The sequence below is a fragment of the Amycolatopsis acidiphila genome, assembly GCF_021391495.1.
Taxonomy (GTDB): Bacteria; Actinomycetota; Actinomycetes; order Mycobacteriales; family Pseudonocardiaceae; genus Amycolatopsis_E; species Amycolatopsis_E acidiphila.
Map to the genome: position 1 here is coordinate 5603812 of NZ_CP090063.1, position 25097 is coordinate 5628908.

Below are 25097 nucleotides of genomic sequence, written 5' to 3' on the forward strand. Positions count from 1 at the left end.
GGCATCAGAGGTCGGGCACGGCGAGGTCTTCCCTCGACCGTAAGGTCCTGCTAAATTCGTGTCAACCATTAAAAAGGTCAACCAAAGAGGTTGTAGGCGATGCGATCAGGTTCGACGATCTATGCGTTTGACCACGACCACGGGGTCCCCGCCCGCGAACTCGTGGATCTCCTGGGCGGCAAGGGAGCAGGTCTCGCCGAGATGACCTCGGCCCTCGGCGCCCCGGTGCCGCCCGGGTTCACCATCCCGGTGCCGGTGTGCCGCGAATTCGCCGAGGCCGGGTGGCCGGGACAGCTCGACATGGCCCTCGCCACCCACGTCGACCGGCTGGGCAGGCTCATGGGCAGGCGCCTGGGAGACCCCGCCGACCCCCTTCTGGTCGCGGTGCGCAGCGGAGCACCGGCCTCGATGCCGGGAATGCTCGACACGGTGCTCAACCTGGGACTGAACAACGAAACCGTGCACGGGCTTGCCGAGCGCTCCGCCGACCGGTGGTTCGCCTGGGACAGCTACCGCCGGTTCGTGACGATGTTCGCCACGACGGTCATGGGGGTGACGCCTGCGGCGCTCGAGCTCGAACCGGCCGACGATACGCCCGAGGCCCTGCGCGCCCACGTGAATGACCTTCTCGAGGCCGTGCGGCGCGAGGCAGGCAGGCCGATTCCGCAAGATCCGGTCGTGCAGCTCCGGGAAGCGATCGAGGCGGTCTTCCGTTCCTGGAACAGCCACCGTGCGCGGGCGTATCGCGAGAAGGAACGCCTCGACCACCGGGTGGGCACCGCAGTCAACGTCCAGGCCATGGTCTTCGGAAACCGCGGCCCCGACTCGGGTACCGGCGTGGTCTTCACCCGCAATCCCGCAACCGGGGAACCGCACCCGTACGGCGACTACCTTCCGCGCGCCCAGGGCGAGGACGTCGTCGCGGGCACGACCCGCACGATGCCCATTGCCCACTTGGCCGAGCACCAGCCCGAGGTGTACCAGCAGCTCGTGGCGCTCCTGCGCCGCCTCGAGGTCCACTACCGCGACGTGTGCGACGTCGAGTTCACCGTGGAGGAAGGCCAGCTCTGGCTGCTGCAGACCCGGATCGGCAAGCGGGGTGCGGTCGCCGCCGTCCGGATCGCCGTCGACCTGGTCGACGACCCCGACATCCGGCTGACCACGCAGGAGGCCTGCGAGCGCGTACCGCGGGAGCTGCGCGAGCACGCACGGCAGGAGATCCTGGCCCGAGTCAGCCCCCAGGGGCAGGACGAACGGCTCCTGGCCATCGGTCTCGGCGCGTCACCCGGCAGGGTCAGCGGCAGAGTGGTGCTGACCAGCGACGAAGCGGCGGACGCCGAGGACGACGTCATCCTGGTGCGCAGCGAAACCAGTCCCGAGGACGTCGCCGGGATGGCCGCTTCCGCAGGCATCCTCACTACGCACGGCGGGCTGGTGAGCCACGCTGCCGTGGTCGCGCGCGGCTGGCACCTGCCCGCTGTGGTCGGCGCCCAGGAACTCACGCTGGACTCGGGTGTTGTCCGTTCCACCCGCGGGTTGGCCGCGCGGGCAGGCGACGTCATCACCATCGATGGCAGCACCGGGCACGTGTGGCAGGGCGCCGTGGAGCCGCCTGCCAGTCGACAGCTCGATCACGCGATAGGCGATGAGCTCCCTCAGCTGCTCCGGCTCGAGAGCTGGACGGCACCGCGAACCACTCCTAGCACTCCGGGAGACAAGACCATGAAGATCGCCGTCGACCGCGACAAGTGCACCGCTCTCGGGATCTGCGAGTCGCTCGCGCCCGAGTACTTCGAGGTCAACGAGGAGGGCGAACTCGCGATGCTGCGTGAGGACGTGCCTGCCGATCGCCGCGCATTGGTCGAGGGCGCCGTTGCCGGCTGCCCGACGGCTGCCCTGCGCCTGTTGCAGGCGTGACGATGAACGACGTCGCACCCGGCCACGTCGTCGTGGTCGGCGCCTCGCTGGCCGGGCTCCGCGCGTGTGAGTCCGCTCGCCGCGAGGGGTTCACCGGCAAGCTGACGCTCGTCGGGGCTGAGGAGCACCTTCCCTACGACCGCCCGCCCCTGTCCAAGGCCTTCTTGCAGGACGACCCGATGCCGGAGGTGCCCCGACTTCCCGCCGCGAGCACGCTCGCTGATGCGCTCGAGGTCGACCTCCGCCTCGGACGACCGGCAACGGGCCTGGATGTCGAGGGCCACCGGCTACTGATCGGCGAAACGGAGGTCTCTTACGACGCGCTCCTGCTGGCCACCGGAGCCTCGCCCAGGCGGCTGCCCGGAAGCGAGCACCTGGCCGGGGTTCACACGCTGCGCACGCTCGAGGACGCCTGCGCCGTTCGCGCCGCACTGAAGCGAGGTGCGAAGACAGTGGTGGTAGGCGCGGGATTCATCGGCTCCGAGGTCGCCTCGGCAGCAAGAAAACGCGGACTGCCCGTGACAATCGTCGAGGCCCAGCCCACCCCACTCGTCCGGGCCGTCGGGTACCGCGCGGGCGAAGCCCTCGCGTCGTTGCATCACCGTAACGACACGGACCTTCGATGTGACGTCGGTGTGGAGGCACTGCAGGGCTCCGGCAGCATCGAGTCCGTGCGCCTGACCGACGGCACCGAACTCGCCGCAGATCTGGTCGTGGTGGGCATCGGAGCGGCACCCGCCACGGGCTGGCTCGAGGGCTCGTCGTTGACCCTTGACGATGGAGTGGTCTGCGACGAACAGTTGCGCGCAGGCCCAGAGGTGTACGCCGCCGGTGACGTCGCACGATGGCTCAGCCCGGACTTCGACGTAGTCCTGCGACTCGAGCATTGGACCAACGCCGCCGAGCAGGCGGCGCGGGCGATCCGCAACCTGCTCGATCCCGGCACCGCGACCGCGTACCACCACGTCCCCTACTTCTGGTCCGACTGGTACGGCTCCCGCATCCAGTTCGCCGGCCTACCTCTTGGCGAGCCCGTCGTGGTGGCCGGCTGGTGGGATACCGACGCCTTCACTGCCTTGTACCGCCACGGGGATCGCCTCATCGGGGTGCTGACGCTCAACCGTCGCGCCGACATCATGAAGTACCGCGGGCTGATCGCGCGCCAGGCAAGCTGGCAGGACGGGCTGAACCTCGCAGCCTCCCGCAACGCCGTCCTGACCCGTGCCCGGGGCTGAAGCCCCGCGTCATCCTTACGCCGCCGCTTGATTCTATTGACCCTGAAAGGTCTACCTTTGGGCAGATCGAGGTTTCGAGTACGATGGGGCGTCGGACCAGCTGGCCACCATCTGGGACCGAGTCGATGTCGTCGACCGCCACGTGGTTCACCGAGACTTCGTGCTGAGTCTGTCGAGGGAGGAAGAGATGACGGTCGAGAGCCCTGCCGCGGCCCACGCTCGAGGGGCCGCCGTGATCGGACCCATCCATGCGCCCAAGGCGTCGGAGATCTTCGCGGATCTCCTGCGGCAGAAGATCCTGGACGGCGAGTTTCCCGAAGGGCAGCCCTTGCCTTCCGAGCGGAGCCTGGGTGAGCAGAGCAGGTTGAGCCGTGCCGCCGTACGGGAGGCGATCGGGATCCTGAAACAGCAGGGCCTGATCGTGAGCAAGCCCGGCCGCAACGGCGGTTCGATCGTCACCAGGCCGACCTCGCAGGAGCTCGTCGCTTCGCTGCAGACCTATGTGCGGTCCCAAGGCTGGGGCGCGGACAACCGAACCCTGCTGGAGATGCGCGAGATCATCGAGCCCTGGTGCGCGGCGTTCGCCGCCAGTCACCGTACGGACGAGGACCTGCAGCGGATCCGGCAACGTCTCGACCAAGCCTCGGCCTCGATCGATCGCGTGGAGGAATACGTGTCGGCCGGACTGAGCTGGCATGCAGCAGTCGCCGACGCCGGCCACAACGTCCTCCTGTCGGCCTTCATGAGTGCCGCGAGCACCCCGTTTCTTTCCGCAGCCGACCACGGCCGCTATGACTCGCTCAAGGCGCGGAAGTCGACGCTGAAGACGCACAAGGCCATCACGGCGGCGATCTCCGATCGCGATCCGCAACGCGCCTTCGATTTGATGGCTCGCCACGTCCAGGGGTCGGAGGCACCCTTGCTCGAGAACCTTGCGACGACCCTCGAGAACGACACGGCAGCTACCGGCTGAGCCGCACCGGGTGGTCGGGAAACCACCCGGTGCGCCTGCATGGACGGGACTGAGCGCGGACAGCACTTACTCGTCGTGCTCGGAGCGTCGGCGTCCGAGTGTGGCCAGCAGGTCCTCGTGTAGCTCCATCCAGATGTCGTGGTAGGACTCGGACATCGGCTTGGCGAGGGCATCGGTATCACCCGCCTCGAAGCGCGCCAGAGCGGTTTCGAGACGGGTCCGGTAGCGGCCATAGCGCTCCTGTGCTCCGGCTGCCTTGTCAAGCAGGGCACTGACCTCAGCGTGAACACGCCGGAGTTCAACTGGAATCCCGGAGCCCTCTTGCAGCTGCCATGCGCTGGTGAGCGACTTGAAGGCACGGTTCGGCGCGAGGAAGGCCTGATAAACCTCGGCGATCTCGGTTCGCTCGGCAGCTGAGACCACGTGCGAAGTCAGCAACGCCAACCGCGCCTTGCCGGCAGGCGTCAGCGACGCACCGGTCACCTTGCCGGTGCGCCGCTTGACGAAGCCCGCCTCTTCCGCCGCCGTCACGACGGAGCCGACCTGCTCGACCGGGAGACCGGCACTGGCGACGAGTTGCTCAGGCCGCGCGAAACCGCGTGCGCGCAGGGCCAGCAGGACGTCAAACTCGCCCGGCTGGATGGACGGCATCGTGCGACTGGTCTCTGGGACGTCGTTGGCCCAGGAACCGGTCAGAAACAGGCGCGGGATCATTTCGGTGGCCACGCCGCTGATGATCGTGTCGTAGGCGGCCTCGACGACCGGGTGCAGCTCACCGAAGCCATGCTCGCGCACGAGTTCCTCGTGCATCCCCGCCGCGCGCGCGATCGGCAACACGAAACCCGCGGCGTAGGTGTACGCGCCTGCCAGCACCTTCTCGCGCTTGCTCATCGCGGCGATGCGCCGATAGAGCGTTTCGGACTTGGCTTCACACTCCTCGCGCAGCGCTGCCATGTCCTGCAGTGTCAGCGTGCGAAGGTGGTCCATCGGAGTGTCGAACTTCTCCCGCGTGTACACCGCCACACCGGAAACGTGGGGCAGGTAGTTGCTCGGTTCGGTGAACAGCGTCGACAGGTCGAACACCCTTGGTGAAAGGCGACCGTCGCCCGGGAAGAACATCGCGATGGTGACCACGTACGGCAGCCCTTCTGTCGTGTCGCTCCACGGGAAGGCCGGCTCGTTGATGAAGAGGTCGCGAACGATGACGAACCCGCCGTCCCCGGTCGGATAGGGCCCCGAATCGCCCAAGCCGAGCCTGTTGTCGAAGTGGAGCAGGAATCCCATGAGCTCCACCGCGCCGTTGAACCGCTGGAACGCCGAGCGGTCCCGCTCGGGTGCCAGCGAGATGCGGTCTGTCTCGAACCGGTCGATCCAGGACGGGTCGAGGACCGGGGCGGCGTAGCCGCGCATCGAGGACAACATCGGACCGGAGCCCCAGAGGCCCTTGTACAGCCGACGAGTCGTCGTCATGGTGCGGGAGATCCGCTCGACCTGGTAGTCGAAGTCGTGCAAGCCGAGCTCGAGGGTGATGCCCCTGCCGAAACTGGAGGCCGTGGCGATCGCCCACAGGTGCAGCATGTTGATCTTCGTTCCGATCTCGCGCTTCGCGCGGGCACCAATGTCGAGGACGCCGTCGACGCCGACACGGTCCTCGATGGCACGCATCCACTCCGGGTGCATGAACCAGGAGTTCATGATGCCGAGGGCCTCGTACTCCTGCCGTGGAATGAGCCCGGACTCCCCCTCCGTGGCTCGAGCGGCGAGTGCATCCCATTCGTTCCAGGCCAGGTAGTGAATCGCGTCGTTGACCTCCTCGATCGTGAGGTCACGGTGCATCGACGCATCATCCAGGTCGAGGACCGACGTGCGTTGCCGCGCGAACATGATCTCGTGCCCCTCGAGCCCGTGCGGCACTTCCCCGCCGAACTTCTCGAGCAGGAGCTGGATCTGGGCGAGCTGCTCCGGCGACATGGCGACGCCGTCTGCGGCCATCGGGGAGTCGTCGACCGGAGCTCCGGGTTCGACGCTGACCGAGCCATGCGGCCGCGACGAGACGTCCATTCGCAGGCGGACGCCGTCAGCAGGGACGATCTCGCCGCGAGCGGTCCGCACGCCCTTCTCGAACGCGACCGACATGATGCACGGGATGCCGTATTCGCGGCTGAGGATGCCCAGGTGACTCTCCGGAGCACCCTGCAGGGTCAGCACGCCCCGTACCCCGGCGTTGAGCGCCATGGTCAGGAACGTGGTGGCGCCACCCCGCGCGATGACGATGACGTCACTGACATCCTCGCCACTCTCGATGAAGGCGATCACGTCGTCCGGGGTGTCGAGCCACTTGGCCCGGCCCTCCACCGCCTCCGCGCTCTCGTAGACGTTGACCCCGACACCGACCTGCTCGTACGCGTCCGGCGGCGTGCGTGTTCCGGTGTCCGCGACGTGCGACATGTGACCTCCGTTGGTCATTTCAGGTGAGCTGGGTACGGACCTCCGGCGGGTACCGGAGGCGGGTCGTGCGGGACAGGTACAAGGTTTGAGCGGTTCGTCTCACTCCGTCAGCAGGTCAAGGGCATCGAGGTCGAGGGCCATCCGAGCTCCCGAGGCGAGAAGGCGGCGGTACATGGCCTCCATCCGGCCGTTGCTCTTCACCGACGCGATCGGCGGCACCAGCATCAGCAGAACCGCGAACGCAGCCTGCCGGTACGCCTCCCACGCCTCATCGAATGTCCAGGAGACGCCATGCTCCCCGAGTTCGTCGACGTGGCGACGGATCTCCTCCCGTTCTGCCACGCGCCGCTGAGCCGGCCCCACCGAGGTGCCAAACAGGTAGGCGACGTCGAACATCACCTGGCCCCACCCGACCGTCTGCCAGTCCAGCACGACCAGGTCGTCGCCTGCGAAGAGCAGGTTGTCCACCCGGAAGTCGTGATGCACCAGCGAACGCGGCCCGCCCAGCCGAGACGCCCACTCGCCCGCGGCTCGAACGAACCGGTCGATGCAACGGCGCTCCTCGGTGGCCAGCGAGCAGGCGATGGACTGTCCGGCCTGAAACCAGGAACGCTCCATACGATCGAGGATGTGCGGGATCGGGACTCCCAGCCGCCGGTGCAACCACGGCAGGCCTGCCGTGTCCAGATCCTCCCAGAACGGTGCCTGCAGGAGTACCAGCTGCCGGCGAGCGCGCCGGAGCACCGGCAGCGGGAGGTCGGCCAGTTGGTCACCAGTGTGGTACCTCCCCGTCAGATCCTCGAGCAGCAGGATCGGCGGCCCACCGTCGGCGGCATCCAATGAACCGAAGGACCGCGGTAACCGGATCGAAGACCGTGGCGCGAGTTCGGCGTAGAAACGCACCTCGCGCTCGTACGCGCCGAGCGAGGCGGCCGTCGCGGCCGCGGTGGCGTCTAGCGACGGCAGCTTTGCCACCACCGACGCCGGCCCGGACCCGGACGGCGCCCACGAGAGTTCGAGCCGGAGGGTGTCCGCGAGGGCGCCGTGACCGACGGGCCGGGACATGACGGACACCAGCTCGGCCGCGGCGTCGCATGCTCCCGCCCGTTCGAGAGCTTGGCGTAGTTCGCCGACATGGGTGAACCGGGCAGTGTCAGCGGGCACGTCACCTCCTCGTGACTCAGCTCACAGGTATTTGGTCCAACCTTAAATATGGTTGCCCTATTGTGTCAATAACCTTCAGTCCGAATAATGACTTGCTACCGACCCCCATCGCCAGCTTGCGGGAGGACCCATGTCTGCCGACGCCACTGTGATCGCCGATCAGCCGCTTGCCGTCGAGAGTCTCGACCGGCTCTTGCGGCCTCGTAAGCTGGCGCTGGTGGGCGCCAGCGACAAGAACCTCTTTTCGCGGCGCGCCTTCGCACAGCACAAGCGGGTCGGCGGAGACCGCCGCTTGGGCTTGGTGAACCCGCGCAGCCGAACAGTCCACGGCGCGGAAACGGTGGCGAGCTGCACGGACCTTCCCGGCGGCATCGACTGCGCGTTCCTCATGACGCCGCAGCGCACCACGGCGGCAGCGCTCGAAGACGCCGCGGCGGCGGGTGCCCGGGCCGCCGTCATCCTGAGCCAGGGCTGGGCGGAGGAGGGCGCGAGTGGGCTGCGTCGCCAGCAGGAGCTGGTCGCCCAGGCCGAGGAACTCGGGGTTGTCCTTCTAGGACCCAATCACCTCGGCTTCGCCAATCTCTGGGACGGCGTCGCGGCCTGCGCGCTGGGACTCGACCTGCCCGTCGAACCCGGCTCATTCGCTCTCGTCTCCCAGAGCGGAGCCGTCGGCTCGTCGATGGTCGGGTATGCCGCTCGACAAGACGTCCGGTTCAGCTTCGTGGTGACCACGGGCAATGAGGCGATGGTGACCGTTGCCGATGCCGTTCACTACCTCGTCGACGACGAGCGGACACGGGCTATCGGCATTTTTGCCGAAACGATCCGCAAACCGGCTGTTTTCCGAGCGGCAGCCGCGCGAGCCGCCGAGCTGGGCAAGGCGCTGGTCATCCTCAAGGCAGGTACCAGCGAGCTGGCCGCTCGAACCGCGGCGGCGCACACCGGAGCGCTGGTCGGTGACGACCGGGTGATCGACGCCGTCCTCCGGCAGGACGGCGTCATCCGGGTGCGCTCGGTGGAGGATCTGATCTGCACCGGCACCCTCTGTGCCAGTGTTGGACCGGTCCGCGCCCCTGGTGTCGGGATCCTCTCGGTTTCCGGCGGCGCCTGCGACCTGATCGCGGACCGCGGGGAGGATGTCGGCCTCGTGCTCCCGTCGCTCTCAGAACAGACCAACGCACGCCTCGCGCAAATCCTGCCGCCGTACGGCCATCCCCAGAACCCTCTCGACGTGACCGGTGGAGCCCTGGCCGACCCGGAGGTGTGGCGCCAGGGCATAACGGCGATGGCAGCCGAACCCGACATCGGGCTGATCGGCGTGGTCACGTCGCTGCCGACCGCTGGGGAGGAACAGCGCGACGACACATTTCACGCCGTCGGTTCCACCTTGGCCACCGTCGGGCTTCCCGGCGCCGTCTTCCCGCAGATCGACCAGGTGCAGTCCGATTACGTCCGCAAGGTCAAGTCCGAGTCAGGCGTGCACGTGGTGCTCCCGAGTGTGGAGCGTTTCGTCCATGCCGCCGCCGGACTCACCACCTGGTCGAAATGGCTGAACGCCCACACTGCCCCGCCGGCGCGCACCACGCGGGTCGAACCGGCAGTCCCGGTCATCGGTCCAATGCTCAGTGAGCATGCCGGCCGTGCCCTGTTGCAGCAGTTCGGCGTGCCACTCATTCCCGCCGAACTGATCACAGACGCGACCGCCGCCGTCGCAGCCGCGGCGCGTTTCGGTGGACCCGTCGCGATGAAGATCTGCTCGGCCGAAGTCGCTCATAAGACCGAACTCGGTGGAGTCGAACTCAAGGTCGAGGGCAGCGACGCGGTCGCAGCGGCCTATGAACGCCTGATCACCAGCGCGTCCGCCGCCGGTGTGGCACTCGAAGGCGTCCTGGTCAGCCCCATGCGTTCGAGTGGGGTCGAGCTGCTGGTCGGCGTCACCGCCGACCCCTCGTGGGGACAGGTACTCGCGGTCGCATTCGGTGGTGCACTGGTCGAACTGCTCGACGACACCGCCCTACGCGTGCTGCCCGTGGGCCGCGACGACGTCCGATCAATGTTGGCGGAACTGCGCGGCTACCGGCTGCTGACCGGATTCCGCGGAAGCAAACCGGCCGACATCGACCGGCTGACAGAAGTCATCCTCGCCGTCGCGGACCTCGCCGTGAGCCTACCGGCCTTCGATTCGGTCGAGATCAACCCGCTGCTCATCGACGGAGAACGGATCGAAGCTCTTGACGTGCTCATCACCTCGACGCCATGACCCCGCACTGATCAGCCACGGCGGAGCAAGCCCGGCGTCACGCCGATGAGCGTGTCGTCGGTCGCAGCTCCTCTTCGGATATAGCCATGCTCGACACCCGCGGCGACCTCGCCGCCACCTACACCTACGACCCCTACGGCGCCATCACCACGACCGGCACCCACGCCGGCGACAACCCGAAGCAGCGGTTCCTGCCGTGTGCTCGCGCGCAGTGTCCCCCTGTCGACCCCAAAAGCTGGGTCACTCCAGAACGCCGACCGGCGACCGGCGACCGACCCGCACCTACAGCCGGGGCAGGTCACCGCCTGGCTGCGAGTGGAGGACCAAGGAGTTAGCCGCATCGACGAACCCGGCCCGTTCGAACAGTTCGTCATCCACCTGCGACTGTCCAACCAACAGCCCCGGCCCGTCCACTTCGCCAGCGGGCCCGCCCAGGTCATCCGCAACCTGTAGACCATCCGACAGGGTTGGGTATGCTGCGTACCCCCGTCGCACGGCCACCAGTGCGGGCCCAGCCGGTCGTGCCCGGGCTGCACTTCCACGGACTACGCCACAGCCACAAAACGTGGATGATCGCCGACGGCATCCCCGAAGTAGGCCAAGCCCGCCGACTCGGCCACGAAATCCCCAACGACATCCGCGAGATCTACTCCCACGTCGCCCCCGAGGTCGACACCCGCCTCGTCGACGCACTCCAGCGACGGTGGATCGACGCGCTCGCCAGCCTGCACGACAACGAGGACCCCGCCATACCCAAGCCCCTCCTGCTCACCGCCTGACACACCAACACCACCGCGGCCCGCCGTTCCCCGGAACGGCGGGCCCTCCTCATACCCTGCCATGACTGCCTTTTCGACCACCGCAACCAGCACCAACCGCGCTACCCGGGCCCGAACCACCCCGACCACCCACCAACCCCACAGCGGCGACGTCAGCCGCCCGCAAACGGTCGTGATGCGCCCGCAACCGACAGCAACCGAAACGGGTTCAGGCAGTTTCAGGGCAATTGACAGTCGTTGCCGGAGGAGCCGGTCTGAAGGCGACCCCCTTCGCCCTGGGGTCAAAAATTTCCATGATCGGCTCCTGATTCGCTCCTGCACACCCCTGTCGATCAGGAAAACCAGACCCCCGACGAGACACGCGCAGAACGCGAAAAAGCCCGCTGACCTGGGCGTACACCCAGAGCCAACGGGCTCTTCCAACCGTCGGGACGACAGGATTCGAACCTGCGACCCCTTGACCCCCAGGCACCTGATCATGACGAAAGACCTGCTAGAACGCCAGATCAGGCTCCCTTCTGACGTCCGTGGACGTCCGTGGCAGACCGTCCGTTTCCCCGGCGATTGTCACTCAGTTCGTCACTCAGCCCACTGCTGCGACCAGCAGAAAGATGCTGAAACAGGCGCGGGCCCCTCCCCTGTTTCAGCCTTGGTGACACTGTGACCGTAAGAGAGTGTGGGGAACTGATGTCGTACCCAGCTGTCACAGGGCTGTCACACCCGTTTACCCAGGTCAACAGCCCTTGAGTGACAGAGTGACAGGTGTGACAGGGTGTACCGACCCCCCGACCTGTCACACCGGCTTCACTGGCGCTGTCCGCAAAGCCCGCCCTGGTTCAGACGCGGAAGTAGATTCCAGGTATCTCACGCTTTCAAGGCGGGCAGAACAAGGCCCCCGACGATCGCAGAGCCCTTGACCTGCACCTTCGCATTTCATCGAACTGGGACGAACCTGGGCGACTGTCAGCGATTCAGACCAGGAATGAGACCGGGCAGGCCGCAGGGGAACGGGCGTTGCGCGCGCTGCAACGCTACCGGCGGAGCCGGCGCGCCCGGAGCCCGAAGATGGCGCCATAGTGCTCGCGGTCTTCGACACTCGTGAGCATCGACGGGTGCCTGTAATGCGTCCGCCGTGCGCGGCGATCTACGCAGCGTACTGTGATCGCCCTCCGCCCGTATGGGCATGGCTCTGGAGCGCTGCATGGAACCGGTTCGAACCGCGGCTGGCCTAGAAGCTGACTGGAACACCGAGCGCAACTCCGAGAAAGGCTGGCCTCAGTTCCTGGAGTCTGTAAGCATCGATGGACTCCGCGGCTGGCGCGGCGAGGAGATCGAGTTTCGGTTCCCGGTCGTTGCCATCGCGGGCGTCAACGGCTCGGGAAAGAGCACGGTACTCAAGGCAGCCGCGACGGCTTATCGAGCAAAGAAGACAACGAGCAAGCACCTGAAATCAGTCACATTTAATCCTGATGATTTCTTTCCCAGTACGCCGTGGGAGAACGTCAATGGCGTTGTCCTGGAACATCGGTTCCGCTTGGGCGGAGAAGTCAGAACCGTACGAATTCGAAAGCGCACGGAGCGTTGGCGAGGAATGCCATCTCGCGCAGAGCGCGTGCTATTCTTCCTCGATATCAGCAGAATTCAGCCCATCGATACTCTTATTGGCTACGGCAAGCTGGCCAAATCGGCAGCATTCTCGGGCGATGGCATGCTCGAATTGTCCGACGAGTTTCGCGCCCTCTTGAGTCGCGTACTGGGGATATCATTCAGTTCGGGAAAAGTGTTATCGCAGGGCGAGAAGCAGGTTGGCGTCCTAGAGCGCAACAATATGACCTACTCGAACTATCATCAGGGCGCCGGCGAGGACACCACCGCCGATCTCGTGGCAATGCTGCAGGAATTGCCACGGAACTCGTTGGTGGTAATCGACGAAGTTGAAGCCTCACTGCACCCTCGCGCACAGCGAAGGCTTATGGCAGAACTTCTAGATGTCGCGCGCCGTAAGCGACTCCAGTTTATACTTTCAACTCATTCGCCGTACATATTTGAACAGCTGCCGCAGACGGCGAGAATCTTCATCCACTTGGACAGATCCTACGGCCGACAAGTGATTTATGGGGTTACCCCAGAGTTCGCTTTGTCGCTGATGGACGACGTTGGCCATCCGGAACTAACTCTTTATTGTGAAGATGCCGAGTCCGTCTTCTTGGTTGACCGCATAGTGTCGTATGAAGACTTCAATAGCACATTGGCGAAGCGGATAAGAATGGTAAGCGTAGGCCCGGCAAGCACGGTTAAGGCGATCGGCCGAGTCGCAGCCGAGGGCAAGCTTCCCGGTAAAGGTTTGGGGGTACTAGATGGTGATCAAGATCTAGCCGAGGGCTGCATTAAAATCCCAGGATCGAAATCTCCAGAAGCAACGCTTTTTCAGTCGTTCACGTCGGCGCAGTGGGCAAGCGTCGCCGAACTGCTTGGGGTTCGCCCCGGCGATCTAGAGGATGCTGTTGAAGATGCGATGCGATTAGAGAACGTGCACACCTGGTGTCGGCGAACTGCCGAGCGACTAGGACCTCGTGTTCGCGCTCAGCGCGTGTGGGAGGACGCCGTATCCGTGTGGGTGGACCAGATTTTGCCTGATGCTGACCGAAAGGCGTTTGTCGAGGAAATACGCTCGCGGCTCGGCTGAAGCGCGGCCGCGGAAACAGATCCCACCGGCCGGGTTGCCGCCCTTCACACGATGCGGGCGAGCAGGAACAGCCCGTGGCGAACCGACCAGGGTGCCAGAAGTCGGTGTGGCGGTCGGGGCCGAACAGCAACGTCCCCTGGACGCCCTCGGCCTACCTGCGGTTCATCTCCCGGAGCTGCCGCTTGAGGTCGTCGATGTCCCAGCGGTGATGACCACCCGCAGTAGTCAGAGTCGGTTCGATCCGGCCCTGGCTGACCCACCGCTGCAGGGTGCGGCGGTCCACTCCTATGGCTTTCGCAGCGTCAGCAGTAGGGACAAGGTCACCGGGCACTTACGTACTGTTGCCCGCGAATGTCGCGTTAGTCCACTCGGGTGACGCGATTCACCGCGAACACAGCGATTTATCGCGATGGACCGCGACCATGTACGCTTGTCGTCAAATGTCGCGTTTGCCGCAGGACTGAGTGGAGGGGTTATGAGCATTCATCCTGACTTCAAACCGAAGCAGCGGGAGTTGATCTACGAGGCGATGGCTCGACACATCGCCTCCCGAATCGAGCGCGGCGAGCTGAGGCCGGACGACCCCTTGCCGTCGGAGCGGCGCCTTGCCCAGGAGTACGGTGTCTCGCTCGGCTCGGCGCGGCACGCGACGCGGCTTCTGCGGTATCGGGGTCTCGTCGATACGGTGCCGGCCAAGGGCACGTTCGTTGCTGAACGACCGACGCATGAGGAGATCTCCGATGCCCACAACTATTGATCCATCGCTGCTGCGAGAACTCGGCAGCGGTCTTGTCGATCCGGATTGCCCTGATGGAAGGGTGTGCGTGCGGTGCGCAGTACCGGCAACGCTCTATGCCGTCGATCTGCTGGGCACCGCGTGGGACACCTGCGCCGCTCATCACGGACAGGTGATGCTCGCCCTTCTCCGCGGCGAGGTTGAGGACATCGAACGCAGCCTGAGCGCTCCCACTCTAAAGCTCCTTAAAAGCCCCTGACCACCGGAAACAGTTCTACTTGGAAGCCTGCGCGGGGCGAACCCGTGACTCTGTCACTTCCGGTTCTTTTCGCCACCTTCCGACCGGGCTTGGCCCACTCACCCAGGGAGCGGATCGCAGGAAATCCGCAACCCGGCGCATGAGGAACCCCTCTCGCGGCACTTGCCGTCCCCTAGCCGGGCGACGCGGAGCCAATCGCGGCGCCTGCCAAAACCGGTCGGGGACACGCGGCCGCAAGGTCCGCGAGAGGGGTTCTGCTATGCCGATGGACGGCCGTGCAACCAGACCTCATCTTCCTTCAACTCGACCAACTGCTTGCACAGGTTCACCACGGCGTACACGCGTTCGTCGTGGATGGGCGAGTTTGGCGGCCGCTCCTTGACGTACTGCAAGGTCTCGGTGATGACCTCCCGACCTTCGCGTAACCAGTCGGGGATCAAGCGGGCCTGAGGTGACATGGCGACTCCCTTCAAGATTGGCCGGGCTGGCGCTTCCCCCGCCAGCCCGGCAGATCGAGTAGAACATATGTTCGAAGAGCAGGCAAGGCGAGGCCCGCTAGCATCACCGGTATGGTGCCGACGTTGGCTGAGCTGGAAGCGCGGGTGATCGCGCGAGGCGAGGCGCGCATCCGCGCTGTCGTGCAGCTGCAAGACCAGCTCGTGCGTCAGCACGCGGACACAAGCGCCCGCGTCCGCGCTACCGAGCAGACCCTCGCTGCGATCGAGAAGAACCTCTCGGAGTGCAAGGCCCGTCTGCTCGGCGCTCTCAGCGACGCCTAATCGCTCTACTTTCGGCTGGTCACGAGGTTGGCGGGCATCTCACCGGCCAGGAAAGCACTGATCTGCTCGGCCGCGACGGCGTAGCAAAGCGCGTTCGTTCCCGGCACTGTGCGCGCCATGTGCGGGCTGATGATCGTGCCGGGGCATTGCCAGAGCGGATGCCCTTCCGGGAGGGGTTCCGGGTCCGTGACGTCAAGGGCTGCGCGCAAGCGGGCCGCCTGCAACTCGGCCACTAGCGCGTCAGTGTCGACGATCTTCCCGCGACCCGCGTTGACGAGCAGTGCGCCGTTTGGCATCGCGGCCAGGAATGCCTTATCGACCAGGCCCCTTGTGTCCCCCGTGAGCGGCGCGGTGATCACAACAACGTCGTGTTCAGGTAGCAACGCCGGAACGTCGGAGGGTGCGTGTACGCCCTCCCGCGCCCTGCTCGCGACCAGGGTCGGCGTGGCGCCGAACGGGGCCAGGCGCTCAGCAACCGCTCTTCCGATGCTGCCAGCGCCGACGATCAGCACTCGACTGCCGGCCAAAGTGTCCGCGGCAACCCGTCGATGCGCCCACATCTCCTCGTCCTTGAACTGGACAAGTGCCGGCCACTGTCGATAAACGCACAGGATTGCCGACAGAATCCACTCCGAGACAGGCCCTGCGTGCGCTCCCCGGGCTGTGGAAAGCGTGATGTCAGCCGGAACGTCGCCGGACCATTCGTCAGCGCCGGCCGACAGCAGTTGCACCATGCGCAGATTGTCGAGCTGCTTCAAGAACGGAATCGGACGATGGCTGCTCCGGTACGGCGGAATTAGTACCTCAGCGTCGCGCCTCTCCGCTGGCAGCGGTTGGTTAGGGTCGTATGTCACGACCTCCACGCCTTCAATACCGCTAAGGACTTCGACACCCACTTGGTCGTCAGTCTCATTGCTCACAAGAACACGCACGCTAATCGACCTTCGCGTTCTCGACTTGTTCAACCAGTCGTCGGGCCTGCGACTGCAAAGGCTCGCTAGACGCCGAATTGTCCACCACGATGTGGGGAATGGGCGGACGCAAGTCGAGATCTATCCCCTCCACGTACCGCGACCAGTCGGCGAGCTTCGCGGAGTCTCGGGCTGCGCCACGATGGCGAACGTAGGTATGCATTGTCTCTGCATCGCAGTAGACCCATGCAAACGTCGCAGTCGCTCCGAAATCTTTGCAGGTGGCTAAAGTTCTGTTCACCCAAGCCGCATCGGCGAATTCACGGAGAAACGGTGCGGTGACGACCGAACTGTTTCCGCACTGGAGGTTTTCGGTCAGCGCGTTCATCAGAGATTCGTATTCACGAGGCCGGATCGTAGATAGATAGAAATCGGACTCTCTGTCGTGCGGCGAGCGTCCAACGGCTTCAAGGGCGGCCTCGACAACCGGCCGCGTCAGCGTGTCCTTGTCGAGCAGCGCCCACCCCGTATCGCGGGCAACGACCCGGCCAAGCTCAGTCTTGCCGCTACCCGCATAGCCGCCGACGAAAACGACGTGCGGCGTGGACGGCCGAGGGCGGATGCTGGCCTGCTCTGGCGCCCTGACAACTCGGCCGGCGCGAGGTTTGCTCTCCACCAGTCCTTCCTTGCTCAGGATCGCCATCGCGTCGTTGATCACCGGCGTGCTGACCTCCCACTCTTCGGCCAGTTCACGCGTGGACGGCAGGCGTTGGCCGTCGCGAAGTCTCCCAGCCTCGATGTCGTTGCGGATGTGTCGCGCCACCTGCATGTGAAGCGGCTCCGACCGGCTGACGGTTGGGCGTGGGCGCGTCATTCGACTTCCTCTCTGCGCTGCTTTGCTACCAGAGGCTACCAGATGGGAGTCGTGATCTCCGCAGGTGGAACACCGTTTCTGAAGAAATTTGGATCTACCAGTTGACCATCTGAGCTCTCAACTGTTAGCTTTCGTGGTGTCCGGGATCACGGACAACCGAACGAGGCAAAGGGAGACCGATGAGGTCCGCACACATGAGCCGCCGACAGGCCGAAGCGTCCTTCGACGGCCTCGACGTTGACTACGACCACGTTCTCGCCGCTCAGGCGAACGCTGTGCATTACACGGACGCGCTCGAGCTGGCTGACGCGGCCGACCTCCTGGAAGACATCGACCGTGAGCTTGCCGCTGCCAGCACGGCCGCTCTGATTCGCGCGCCGCGCTTCATTGATCCGCGCCGTGCAGCTCGCTCCCGCCGCCGCGCCAATCGACGCACCCTGCGCCGCCTGCACGACGGTTTCGTCGTTGACGCGGCGCACGACCAGGCCGACGGTGCCGTCCCCATGAGCGGGGAGGCCGCCGCGTGATGGGCGCGAAGTCTGTCCGCAGTCCGCAGCCACTGAGTGAAGACGAGTACGGGGCGCGCTGTGACTGCCGCTGCCCGCTCGTGCCGGGTACGCACCCGGCCGGGGTGTGCGCGCAAGTCCGGGACGCCGCGACGACGACCGGGCGGCACCAATGACCCGCTATCTGATCAGTGACCCCGGCGCGGCGCATCCCGCCAAGAACGCCACCGCGCCGGGACTCCCCAACCAGCCAGGACACGACTCGAAGGGAAGGGCACTCATGGTGTCACAGGAACTGCTTTCCCGGGCCTCGCGCCGGACCGGCTACCGGAAGGACCTGGTGGCCGCGCCTGTGCAGATCATCGCGGGGCGGCACGCCGAGGGGCACAGCGTCGGGCAGATCACCCGCTATCTGAAGGACCAGCTGGGTCCTGACAACACGGCTGCCGCGCGCACCTTCGTCGCGTGGGTCATCGCCGCCGCCGAGCGAGGTGAGGTGGCATGAATCCGCGTAAGCGTCGCCAGTCGGTAACCACGATCTACGACGGCCGCACTCACCTGGTGGCGTTGTGCCGTGGCCGGCGGGAGGGGCTACCGGTGTTCGGCTGGGGCGAGGCCCCGGCCACCCTGCTCACCCGCGCCCAGCTGCGAGAGGCCGGGTTGCGCCCAGGCGGACAGGACCCGGTGGCGTTGCTGGTGTTCCGCCACTTCAAGCCGTACGCCCACGAGACCGTGGCGGAGCTGTTCTCGGTCGAACGCGCCAGGGAACGTCGCACCCCCACCCCAGCTCAGCGGGTCGCGCTGGGCAAGGCACTGACCGCCCGCCGGATCTGCCGCACCTGCCACGAAGACGTCGGCTACTACGTGCCCACCTCTACCCGCCAGTGCTGGGCCTGCGAGGGCGCCGAGCTGGCAGAGCTGAATCCCACGACCGAACTCGCCACGGAGGTGGCCGCATGAGCAAGACGACAACGGTGCTGCCGAAAAAGAACACGCTGCGGAAGTTGTTGTGGGGCTTGGTGTTCCTCGCACTGGTGATGTGGGTGATCAAGCACCCGTACCAGGCCCGCGACGCTGTACAGGCCGCGGTGCACGCCCTGTCGGTGCTGTTCTCCGGTTCGGGAGGTGGCCGCTGATGGCCGCGAAATTGGACACCCACTACGGCACGCGCAGCTGGTGGGACGGCACGGTCCGCACCCTGTGCGGGCTCCGGCTCCCGGCGGAGGCGCGCTACGTCCGCGGCAAGGCCACTTGCCCCGCCTGTCTTACAGCACGCGCCAACGGCGTCACGAAGGGACGGTGATCACGGTGTCGATTTTCGAGGTTCTGGAACGGCGCGGGACGTGGGTGCTGCTGAAGTTCGCCGCCACCTTCGCGGTGTTCATGCTGCTGCACCTGCTCCGGATTCCGCTCGTGCTGGTGGCGCGGGTACTCGAGGTCTGCCTCCGTCGCCTCAACGGGTTCGCCGCCCGGCTGGCTACCGCCCCGCCGCGGGGGCCGGTCAACCAGTTCTTCCAGCCCAGCAACGGTTTACGAGGGGAGGCTGTCAATGTCCACGCCTGAACACAAACCCGCCACTACCGAGCCGAACGACCACATCGGACACGCCGCGGCATCCGCCGAGCTGCAGGCCCGGCAGGACCCGGACACCGCGCTCTATGCCCGCGTCACCACGCCGACTCGCACCACGCGCGTGATCTCGTGGCTGGGCTGGCACGTCGGCGAGTTGTCCGGCATCACCGGACCGGTCGTGTTCGGCGCCGCCGTGTCCAGCTGGTTCTACCTCGCCTCCGGCCTGGCCGCGCTGGGCTGGGCCGGGAACGAGCTGCGGCTTCGCCGCCAGCAGCACAACGCTTCGGCTAGGGCGACGTCCGCTGGGGACGGTGAGGTCAAGTGACCCGGATTGCTGATATCGCCGGGTCCTGGACGGTGCTGGTCACCACCCCGGCCGGGGAGACCGTCGCCGCCGGGAACTGGCCGGACTTGAGCGAGGCCCACGGGTGGGCACGCGAGATCAATCAGGGCCAGTTGGCGCGGGTGCGCGGGTTGTTCCCCCTCGTGCTCGCCCGGGACCTCCGTATCGAGTTGGAGAGGGGTGTGTGGGGATGACCTGGCAGGAAGAACGCCGCGCGAACCGGCTGGTCGACGCTCAGATCCAGCGGGAGCAGGCCGCGGCCGCGGCTCAGGTCCGGATCGCCGAGCGGGCCGCGCTGGCGCAGCAGCGCCGGGCGGACGAGCACGCCCGCGCCGAGCAGGCGCGGGCCGATCGGGAGCAGCGAGCTGCCCGCCGCCGCGCCGCCGTGGTCGCGGCCCGGGTGTGGTTGGGCCGGTCGGTGGTGGAGCTCTTGATCTACCCGATTGCGCTGCTGTCGTTCGTGCTCGCCGCGCCAGCCATGGCCGCGTGGGGCAGCACCGTCTACGCCAGTGATCTCGGGGTGCTGTTGCCTGGGATCACCGAACTCGGGATGTGGGCGTTCGCGGTCGCGGTGCTGGTGTCGCGGCGGCGCCACCCGGAACGTCCGGTGGGCTGGCTGCAGCTGGGAGTGTGGGCGTTCGCCGCGGTGGCGTTCACCTCCAACCTGCTGCACGGCCTGGACACCCGGTGGGAGTCGGGCGTGGTCATGGGCATCGTGTCCGTCGCGGGGGTGGTCGCCCATCAGCTCACCTTGGCCGCTCCGCCCCTGTCGCGCCGGGAGCGGCAGGCGGCGCGGATCGAGAGGGCCGCGACCCGCAAGGTCGCCAAGGTGCGCCGCGCTGCCGTGGTGCACGCGGTTGCCGAGATCGACCCGGACGGGTCGGCCCGCCTGGTCTACGCGCCGGGCCGCTACGTCCTCGCTCGGCGAGGGCGCCTGGAAGCGGCGATCGTGCCGGGCCTGCCCGTGGCCGGGGAGTCGGCCGACTGGGACCGGGAGTTCGCCGATCTGCTCGCGGTACAGGGCGCCGCGTGGGCGGCCGGGGAAGGTCCCGGGGTCGAGTCTGACCCGGCGCTGGGCGACTCGATCGAGGGCGGCACGGTGGCAACCCTCGACCGGGAGCCTGACCAGCAAAAATCGACCCCCAACCGGCCTCGCGTCGCCGGGCGCAAGGTCCGCTCGATCGAGCAGCTCCGCGCCGAGCTGGACAAGGCGCTGAAAGCTCGCCCGGGCGCGGTCGACCCGACCTCTGCCGAGTCGATCCGCAAGGCCCTGCGCTGCTCCCCGAAGAGCGCACGGCAGCTTCGCGACGAACACCGCCAGGGAGGCAGCAAGTGACCACCGATCACCACGGCACAGAGCAGGAGTTGGCCCGCGTGCACTACCTCCCCAGCCGATCGGCCGACGCCACCCCGGCGACCTCGGACACCGAGGTGCTGGAGGGCGAGATCATTACGGACGCCGACTACCGCGCGATGCAGAAGGCCAAGGCACTGCAGCGGTACGCCCTCTACCGCAAGGACGCGGTGACTGTGGCGCGCGGCGTGAAGACCGTCGCCACGCACGACCTCACCAAGGCGGCCGGCAAGACCCTGCTCGCCACGGGGCTGACGACGGTGCAGGGGTTCGAGTCCTGGGGAAAGCGGACCTGGGATGCCTCGACAATGGGTGTCTACCGGCGCCAGATCAAGGCCGCGGAAGCCATCGGAGACCGCGAGGCCCTGGCGGAGTGGATGGAGCGTAAAGAGGCCGCAGCGGAACGGCGACACAAGCGGCTGATGGACCTCCCCGCCCTGGCCAAGGGCGCGGCGAAGGTCATCATGGGCAGCCTGGCGGGATGTGTCGTCCTCACCCTGCTGGTTGGGCTGTTCGTGCAGCTGTCCGGGTCGGGCGAGTTCGTCCACGTCATCACCGGCGTTCTCTCGGCGATGCGGTGGGTGTTCACCGCAATTGCTGTCGCGTGGACGCCGTTCCTGATGGCCCTGCCCGGCTTCGTCGTACTGGCCGCCTACCGGGAGGGCCGTCGCCGCGGCACGGCGCCGCGCTGGCTGGCGACCGCGGCGGAGGCGGACATGGACGCTGCGATCGATGAGACCACCATCGCTCGCGCGCTGGAGGCGCTGCGAATTCCGCAGATCGCCGCCTACCTCAAGCAGGGTTTGCCGCTGCAGTACCTCACCCCGGCCCGGGCGGACGGGCGCGGCACGCACGCCGTGCTCCGTCTCCCGGCTGGGGTGACCGCGGAGAAGATCGCCCGCCGTCGCGCCGACCTCGCCACCGGGTTGCATCGGCTGGCGAAGGAGGTGTGGCCGACGACCGGGGCGGAGGCCGGAATCCTGGACCTGTGGGTGGCGGACAAGGGCGCCCTGGCCGAGGGTGCGGGAGCGTATCCGCTGCTCACCGATGGTGTGGTGGACGTGTTCAAGGGTGCCCCGTTCGGCAAGACCCTGCGGGGGACGCCGATCCTGGCGCCGCTGATGGAACGCAACACCATCTGTGGCGGCATGCCTGGGCAGGGCAAGTCCTCCGCCGCGCGGGTCATGATGGCCGGCGCCGCGCTCGACCCCACGGCGGAGCTACGCATTTGGGTCCCGGACGCCAACTTCGACTTCGAGGCGTTCCGGCCGCGCTGCTCCCGCTACGCCATGGGCGCCGAAGACGAGAAGATCGAAGAGATCCTGCACCACCTGCGGGAACTGCACGCCGAAGTGCAGGCCCGCGGGGAACTGCTGATCCGCTTCGAGGTGCCCGCGGTGACGCGGGAGCTGGCGTCGAAGAACGTCGGGTTACACCCGCTGTTCTGCCTGCTCGAAGAGGCCCACGTCGCGATCCAGCACCCAGTGTACGGGGCGGAGATTTCCAAGCTGCTGGTAGACATCGTGCGACTCGGGCGCAAGCGCGGCATTCACCTCATCGTCTCCACCCAAGCCCCCACGAAGGACTCCATGCCCCGCGACGTGACCCGCAACTGCTCCAACGGTGTCGCGTTTGCGGTCGGCGACCACGTGGCGAATGACGCGCTGCTGGGGCAGGGCGCCTACGCCGCAGGGCATCGGGCTACCGAGCTGATTCCCGGCACGGACAAGGGAACCGCGGTCGTGAAGGGCTTCACCGGAGAACGCTCGGACATCGTGCAGGTCTATTTCCTCGACGTGGCGCGGGAAAACGACCAGGTCACCCCAATTATTGAGCGGGCCATGTGCGCAATCGAGGAGCACGGGCAGGTGCCCGGCGCGGACCGCGCTGCACCAGAGATCGAGGCTGCCCGCGACTTGCTGGAAGACCTGGACGCCGTGCTCGGCAACGACCCGGTGCCCGCCGCAGATGTTCCGGCGCTGTTGGCCAAGTACGCCCCTGGTTGGCTGCCCTACAAGCGGCTCACCGGCAAGGCCCTGCGCGAGCAGTTGGCGAAGCAGCACGGGATCAAAGTCCCCTCCACCGGCAACCGCTGGCCCGTCGACCCGGTCACCGTGCGTGAAGCTCTCGCGAAGCAGGCCACGGTCGACCTCGACGCCGACGAGCAGTCGTGACGGGTTCCGAGTTAGGCCCGGCCGCTCCACACAGCACCGTGAAAACTGGCTCGGTCCGCTGCCTCGACGGCCTGGTCTAACTCGGCTAACTCCCTAACTTTCCGCAGATCAGCAGGCTAGTGACCCTACCTGGCCCGGCGAGTTAGAAACCTAACCCGCTTCCGACGATCTAACTCCCCAACTAACTCCAGAACCCGCCCCTGGGCGGCACCGGCAGAGGGTGCCCGCCACGGCACTCCCTACCCGAAAACCGTCACACATCGTCACTCCGGAAGGGTCTTCGATGGACACCCGCGACAACCTCACCCGCGCCGCCCTCGCAGCAGCGGAGCGCGGCTGGCACGTCTTCCCGCTCCGCCCGAACACCAAGCGACCCGCGCTCCACGGGCACACCAACTGCCCAGCCACCGGTCCCTGCTCGAACGGTCACCTCGGCTGGGAGCAGCGGGCCACCACCGACCCCGACCGCATCCGCGCAGCCTGGACCCTCGCCCCCTACAACATCGGACTCGCGACCGGGCCGTCCGGGTTGTGCGTGATCGACCTTGACGTGACCAAGCTCGGAGAGACCATCCCTGCCGAGTGGGCACGCCGGGGCGCCACCAGCGGGGAAGACGTGCTCGCGATCGTAGCCGAGCAGGCCGGACAGGAGCTGCCCGGCGACACCCTCACGATTCGGACCCCCTCCGGGGGACTGCACCTGTACTACGCGGCGCCTGACGGCGCTGAGCTGCGCAAGACCGAGGGTGACCGCGGACACGGACTCGGCTGGAAAATCGACACCCGCGCCTGGGGTGGCTACGTGGTCGCGCCTGGCTCCACTATGGACGGACAGGCGTACGAGTACCTGTGTGACCGTGAGCCGGCGCCGCTGCCCGGCTGGCTCGCCGAGCGGCTCACCTCTGCATCGCTCCCGGCCGCGCCGGTGGTGCCCATCCGGCCGACTACTGGCCGGGCACGGTACCTGGAAGCCGCCATCCGCGCCGAGAGCGCCAAGGTCCACGCCGCGCCCAGCAGCCAGCGCAACGCCGCCCTCTACGCCGCCGCGGTCGCCCTCGGACAGCTCGTGGCCGGAGGTGCCCTCACCGAGGCCGAGCACGAAGCAGTGCTGCTGACCGCGGCCGGGCGACATCTCGCCGAAGGCGCCTATAACGAGCACCAAGCCCGCCAAACCATCGCCTCCGGCCTCCGCACCGGACGCAACCGCCCCCGGGTTGTGGCCTAATGAGTCATTCACACGAAGAACTCCATGATATTCCTAGTCCGCTCGAACTCACGTCGGGGCAACGGGTCAGGAATATTGTTAATTCGATCAACGGCCGCATCACCGATTACGCCAGCTTTTTGCAATTCAGTAATAAGTGTGTCGAGCTTTATCGAGGCAATAACCGACTGTTCTTGCAGGCGCGTCATCGCTGGTTCGTAGGCTGGCTGATCATTGGACTCGTCGTCTTCGTACGGAACGAACACGAGACAGTGCCGAACACCCTCACTGCCAGGTTCCCACAGGCATCGCCCGAATCTCATCTTAGCGGGGGCAGATTTAACCCCAACAAGCGTCACATCGAAGTAGCGATGCTCGCGATCACCGACGAATCGGCGATCCTGGAGTACGTTTTCCAGCTTCTTGTGCGTCTCTGGGTCAACTTGAGCGAGTATTTCCATCATGTACAGGCCGGAAGCCATCTCGATAGGCTGCCAACGCTCGGGAACAAGCGTGAGCCCTTCGAACAGGACTTTCTCAAGGACAAGTTCTTCACGCTCTTCCAATTCGATCGAGTGGGTATACGTCGAGACTTTCTCGCTGGATCGATAGGAGTAGTTGTTCCGAGCCACCTTCCACTTGCCACCTCCGGTGTCCGAGAGAATCGCTTCATCGAACCCAGTCGAGGCCAACTCCTCCTGAAGCTGCTCGTGTTGCTCATCTCCCTGGGTAACGACGGTAACGGCAAGACGTCGAAGAAGTTTTTCCGTGTGAGGCGAAATCGACGGCTCAAGTTCTTCGAACCCGAGATGCGGGCACGGCTCACCAAGCAGGACAAGCGTTACATCGGGGTTGGACACGCAAAATCCTCTCACGGGGTTGGCATTCTGCTCCTTCAATCGCTCCCCGCTGCAGTTTCGTTT

27 protein-coding genes are annotated in these 25097 nt (G+C 66.4%); 20 read left to right on the top strand and 7 right to left on the bottom strand.

Annotated elements, in window-relative coordinates; all coding sequences use genetic code 11:
* The first annotated feature begins 99 nt into the window (after positions 1–99).
* The 3 genes from LWP59_RS27430 (at position 100) to LWP59_RS27440 (ending at position 4125) form a co-directional block, all read left to right on the top strand.
* Positions 100–1917, top strand: coding sequence for a pyruvate, phosphate dikinase (locus LWP59_RS27430; RefSeq protein ID WP_144643198.1), 1818 nt, complete (start codon positions 100–102; stop codon positions 1915–1917).
* Between the two features lie 2 nt (positions 1918–1919).
* Complete coding sequence (locus tag LWP59_RS27435; RefSeq protein WP_144643199.1) at positions 1920–3152, top strand: NAD(P)/FAD-dependent oxidoreductase; 1233 nt, start codon at positions 1920–1922, stop codon at positions 3150–3152.
* A gap of 187 nt (positions 3153–3339) precedes the next feature.
* Positions 3340–4125, top strand: coding sequence for a FadR/GntR family transcriptional regulator (locus LWP59_RS27440; RefSeq protein WP_144643200.1), 786 nt, complete (start codon positions 3340–3342; stop codon positions 4123–4125).
* Between the two features lie 66 nt (positions 4126–4191).
* On the opposite strand, the gene LWP59_RS27445 is transcribed toward LWP59_RS27440, so the two are convergent.
* Together LWP59_RS27445 and LWP59_RS27450 are read right to left on the bottom strand one after the other, a co-directional pair.
* Positions 4192–6573, bottom strand: coding sequence for a PEP-utilizing enzyme (locus tag LWP59_RS27445; protein ID WP_144643201.1), 2382 nt, complete (start codon positions 6571–6573; stop codon positions 4192–4194).
* Between the two features lie 99 nt (positions 6574–6672).
* Positions 6673–7638, bottom strand: coding sequence for an aminoglycoside phosphotransferase family protein (locus tag LWP59_RS27450; protein ID WP_144643202.1), 966 nt, complete (start codon positions 7636–7638; stop codon positions 6673–6675).
* Between the two features lie 229 nt (positions 7639–7867).
* Between LWP59_RS27450 and LWP59_RS27455 the strand changes: the two genes are divergently transcribed.
* From LWP59_RS27455 to LWP59_RS27465, 3 genes are all read left to right on the top strand, one after another.
* Entirely contained in the window at positions 7868–9997 is a 2130-nt protein-coding gene (locus LWP59_RS27455) for an acetate--CoA ligase family protein (protein WP_186383456.1), read from the top strand.
* Between the two features lie 473 nt (positions 9998–10470).
* The gene (locus LWP59_RS27460) at positions 10471–10776 is read left to right on the top strand and encodes a site-specific integrase (RefSeq protein ID WP_144643203.1); all 306 of its coding nucleotides are present in this window, start codon (positions 10471–10473) and stop codon (positions 10774–10776) included.
* Between the two features lie 1183 nt (positions 10777–11959).
* Entirely contained in the window at positions 11960–13462 is a 1503-nt protein-coding gene (locus tag LWP59_RS27465) for an AAA family ATPase (RefSeq protein ID WP_186383458.1), read from the top strand.
* Between the two features lie 151 nt (positions 13463–13613).
* Here LWP59_RS27465 and LWP59_RS27470 read toward each other — a convergent pair whose 3' ends face one another.
* On the bottom strand, positions 13614–13793 hold the full coding sequence (locus LWP59_RS27470) for a helix-turn-helix domain-containing protein (protein ID WP_144643205.1): 180 nt from the start codon (positions 13791–13793) through the stop codon (positions 13614–13616).
* Between the two features lie 144 nt (positions 13794–13937).
* Between LWP59_RS27470 and LWP59_RS27475 the strand changes: the two genes are divergently transcribed.
* Together LWP59_RS27475 and LWP59_RS27480 are read left to right on the top strand one after the other, a co-directional pair.
* On the top strand, positions 13938–14219 hold the full coding sequence (locus LWP59_RS27475; RefSeq protein WP_144643206.1) for a winged helix-turn-helix domain-containing protein: 282 nt from the start codon (positions 13938–13940) through the stop codon (positions 14217–14219).
* Entirely contained in the window at positions 14203–14457 is a 255-nt protein-coding gene (locus LWP59_RS27480) for a hypothetical protein (protein WP_144643207.1), read from the top strand. The genes LWP59_RS27475 and LWP59_RS27480 overlap by 17 nt, the downstream gene beginning before the upstream one ends.
* A gap of 257 nt (positions 14458–14714) precedes the next feature.
* Here the strand turns inward: LWP59_RS27480 and LWP59_RS27485 are convergent, their stop codons facing one another.
* Complete coding sequence (locus tag LWP59_RS27485; RefSeq protein WP_144643210.1) at positions 14715–14915, bottom strand: hypothetical protein; 201 nt, start codon at positions 14913–14915, stop codon at positions 14715–14717.
* Positions 14916–15026: 111 nt separating this feature from the next.
* On the opposite strand from LWP59_RS27485, the gene LWP59_RS27490 reads away from it, so the two are divergent.
* Positions 15027–15236, top strand: coding sequence for a hypothetical protein (locus LWP59_RS27490; RefSeq protein WP_144643211.1), 210 nt, complete (start codon positions 15027–15029; stop codon positions 15234–15236).
* 5 nt (positions 15237–15241) lie between these two features.
* Here the strand turns inward: LWP59_RS27490 and LWP59_RS27495 are convergent, their stop codons facing one another.
* Together LWP59_RS27495 and LWP59_RS27500 are read right to left on the bottom strand one after the other, a co-directional pair.
* On the bottom strand, positions 15242–15994 hold the full coding sequence (locus LWP59_RS27495) for an NAD(P)-dependent oxidoreductase (protein WP_308431724.1): 753 nt from the start codon (positions 15992–15994) through the stop codon (positions 15242–15244).
* Positions 15995–16169: 175 nt separating this feature from the next.
* Positions 16170–17021, bottom strand: a complete 852-nt coding sequence (locus LWP59_RS27500; RefSeq protein WP_144643212.1) for a GntR family transcriptional regulator — start codon at positions 17019–17021, stop codon at positions 16170–16172.
* Between the two features lie 194 nt (positions 17022–17215).
* On the opposite strand from LWP59_RS27500, the gene LWP59_RS27505 reads away from it, so the two are divergent.
* From LWP59_RS27505 to LWP59_RS27555, 11 genes are all read left to right on the top strand, one after another.
* The gene (locus LWP59_RS27505) at positions 17216–17548 is read left to right on the top strand and encodes a hypothetical protein (RefSeq protein WP_144643213.1); all 333 of its coding nucleotides are present in this window, start codon (positions 17216–17218) and stop codon (positions 17546–17548) included.
* Between the two features lie 151 nt (positions 17549–17699).
* On the top strand, positions 17700–18032 hold the full coding sequence (locus tag LWP59_RS27510) for a hypothetical protein (RefSeq protein WP_144643214.1): 333 nt from the start codon (positions 17700–17702) through the stop codon (positions 18030–18032).
* Entirely contained in the window at positions 18029–18487 is a 459-nt protein-coding gene (locus LWP59_RS27515) for an RRQRL motif-containing zinc-binding protein (protein WP_144643215.1), read from the top strand. The genes LWP59_RS27510 and LWP59_RS27515 overlap by 4 nt, the downstream gene beginning before the upstream one ends.
* Positions 18484–18663: a hypothetical protein gene (locus LWP59_RS27520; RefSeq protein ID WP_144643216.1), complete on the top strand. Its 180-nt coding sequence runs from the start codon at positions 18484–18486 to the stop codon at positions 18661–18663. The genes LWP59_RS27515 and LWP59_RS27520 overlap by 4 nt, the downstream gene beginning before the upstream one ends.
* A complete protein-coding gene (locus LWP59_RS27525) occupies positions 18663–18830 on the top strand; it encodes a hypothetical protein (protein WP_186383460.1) in 168 nt (55 codons plus the stop codon). The genes LWP59_RS27520 and LWP59_RS27525 overlap by 1 nt, the downstream gene beginning before the upstream one ends.
* A gap of 5 nt (positions 18831–18835) precedes the next feature.
* Positions 18836–19090: a hypothetical protein gene (locus tag LWP59_RS27530; protein WP_144643217.1), complete on the top strand. Its 255-nt coding sequence runs from the start codon at positions 18836–18838 to the stop codon at positions 19088–19090.
* A complete protein-coding gene (locus tag LWP59_RS27535; protein ID WP_144643218.1) occupies positions 19077–19424 on the top strand; it encodes a hypothetical protein in 348 nt (115 codons plus the stop codon). The genes LWP59_RS27530 and LWP59_RS27535 overlap by 14 nt, the downstream gene beginning before the upstream one ends.
* Entirely contained in the window at positions 19421–19636 is a 216-nt protein-coding gene (locus LWP59_RS27540) for a hypothetical protein (protein ID WP_144643219.1), read from the top strand. Before LWP59_RS27535 ends, LWP59_RS27540 begins: the two co-directional genes overlap by 4 nt.
* On the top strand, positions 19633–20778 hold the full coding sequence (locus LWP59_RS27545) for a hypothetical protein (RefSeq protein WP_144643220.1): 1146 nt from the start codon (positions 19633–19635) through the stop codon (positions 20776–20778). The genes LWP59_RS27540 and LWP59_RS27545 overlap by 4 nt, the downstream gene beginning before the upstream one ends.
* Positions 20775–22970, top strand: coding sequence for a cell division protein FtsK (locus LWP59_RS27550; RefSeq protein WP_144643221.1), 2196 nt, complete (start codon positions 20775–20777; stop codon positions 22968–22970). Before LWP59_RS27545 ends, LWP59_RS27550 begins: the two co-directional genes overlap by 4 nt.
* A gap of 283 nt (positions 22971–23253) precedes the next feature.
* Positions 23254–24195: a bifunctional DNA primase/polymerase gene (locus LWP59_RS27555; RefSeq protein WP_144643222.1), complete on the top strand. Its 942-nt coding sequence runs from the start codon at positions 23254–23256 to the stop codon at positions 24193–24195.
* An 8-nt stretch (positions 24196–24203) separates the two neighbouring features.
* On the opposite strand, the gene LWP59_RS27560 is transcribed toward LWP59_RS27555, so the two are convergent.
* Complete coding sequence (locus LWP59_RS27560; RefSeq protein ID WP_144643223.1) at positions 24204–25034, bottom strand: hypothetical protein; 831 nt, start codon at positions 25032–25034, stop codon at positions 24204–24206.
* Positions 25035–25097: the final 63 nt, after the last annotated feature.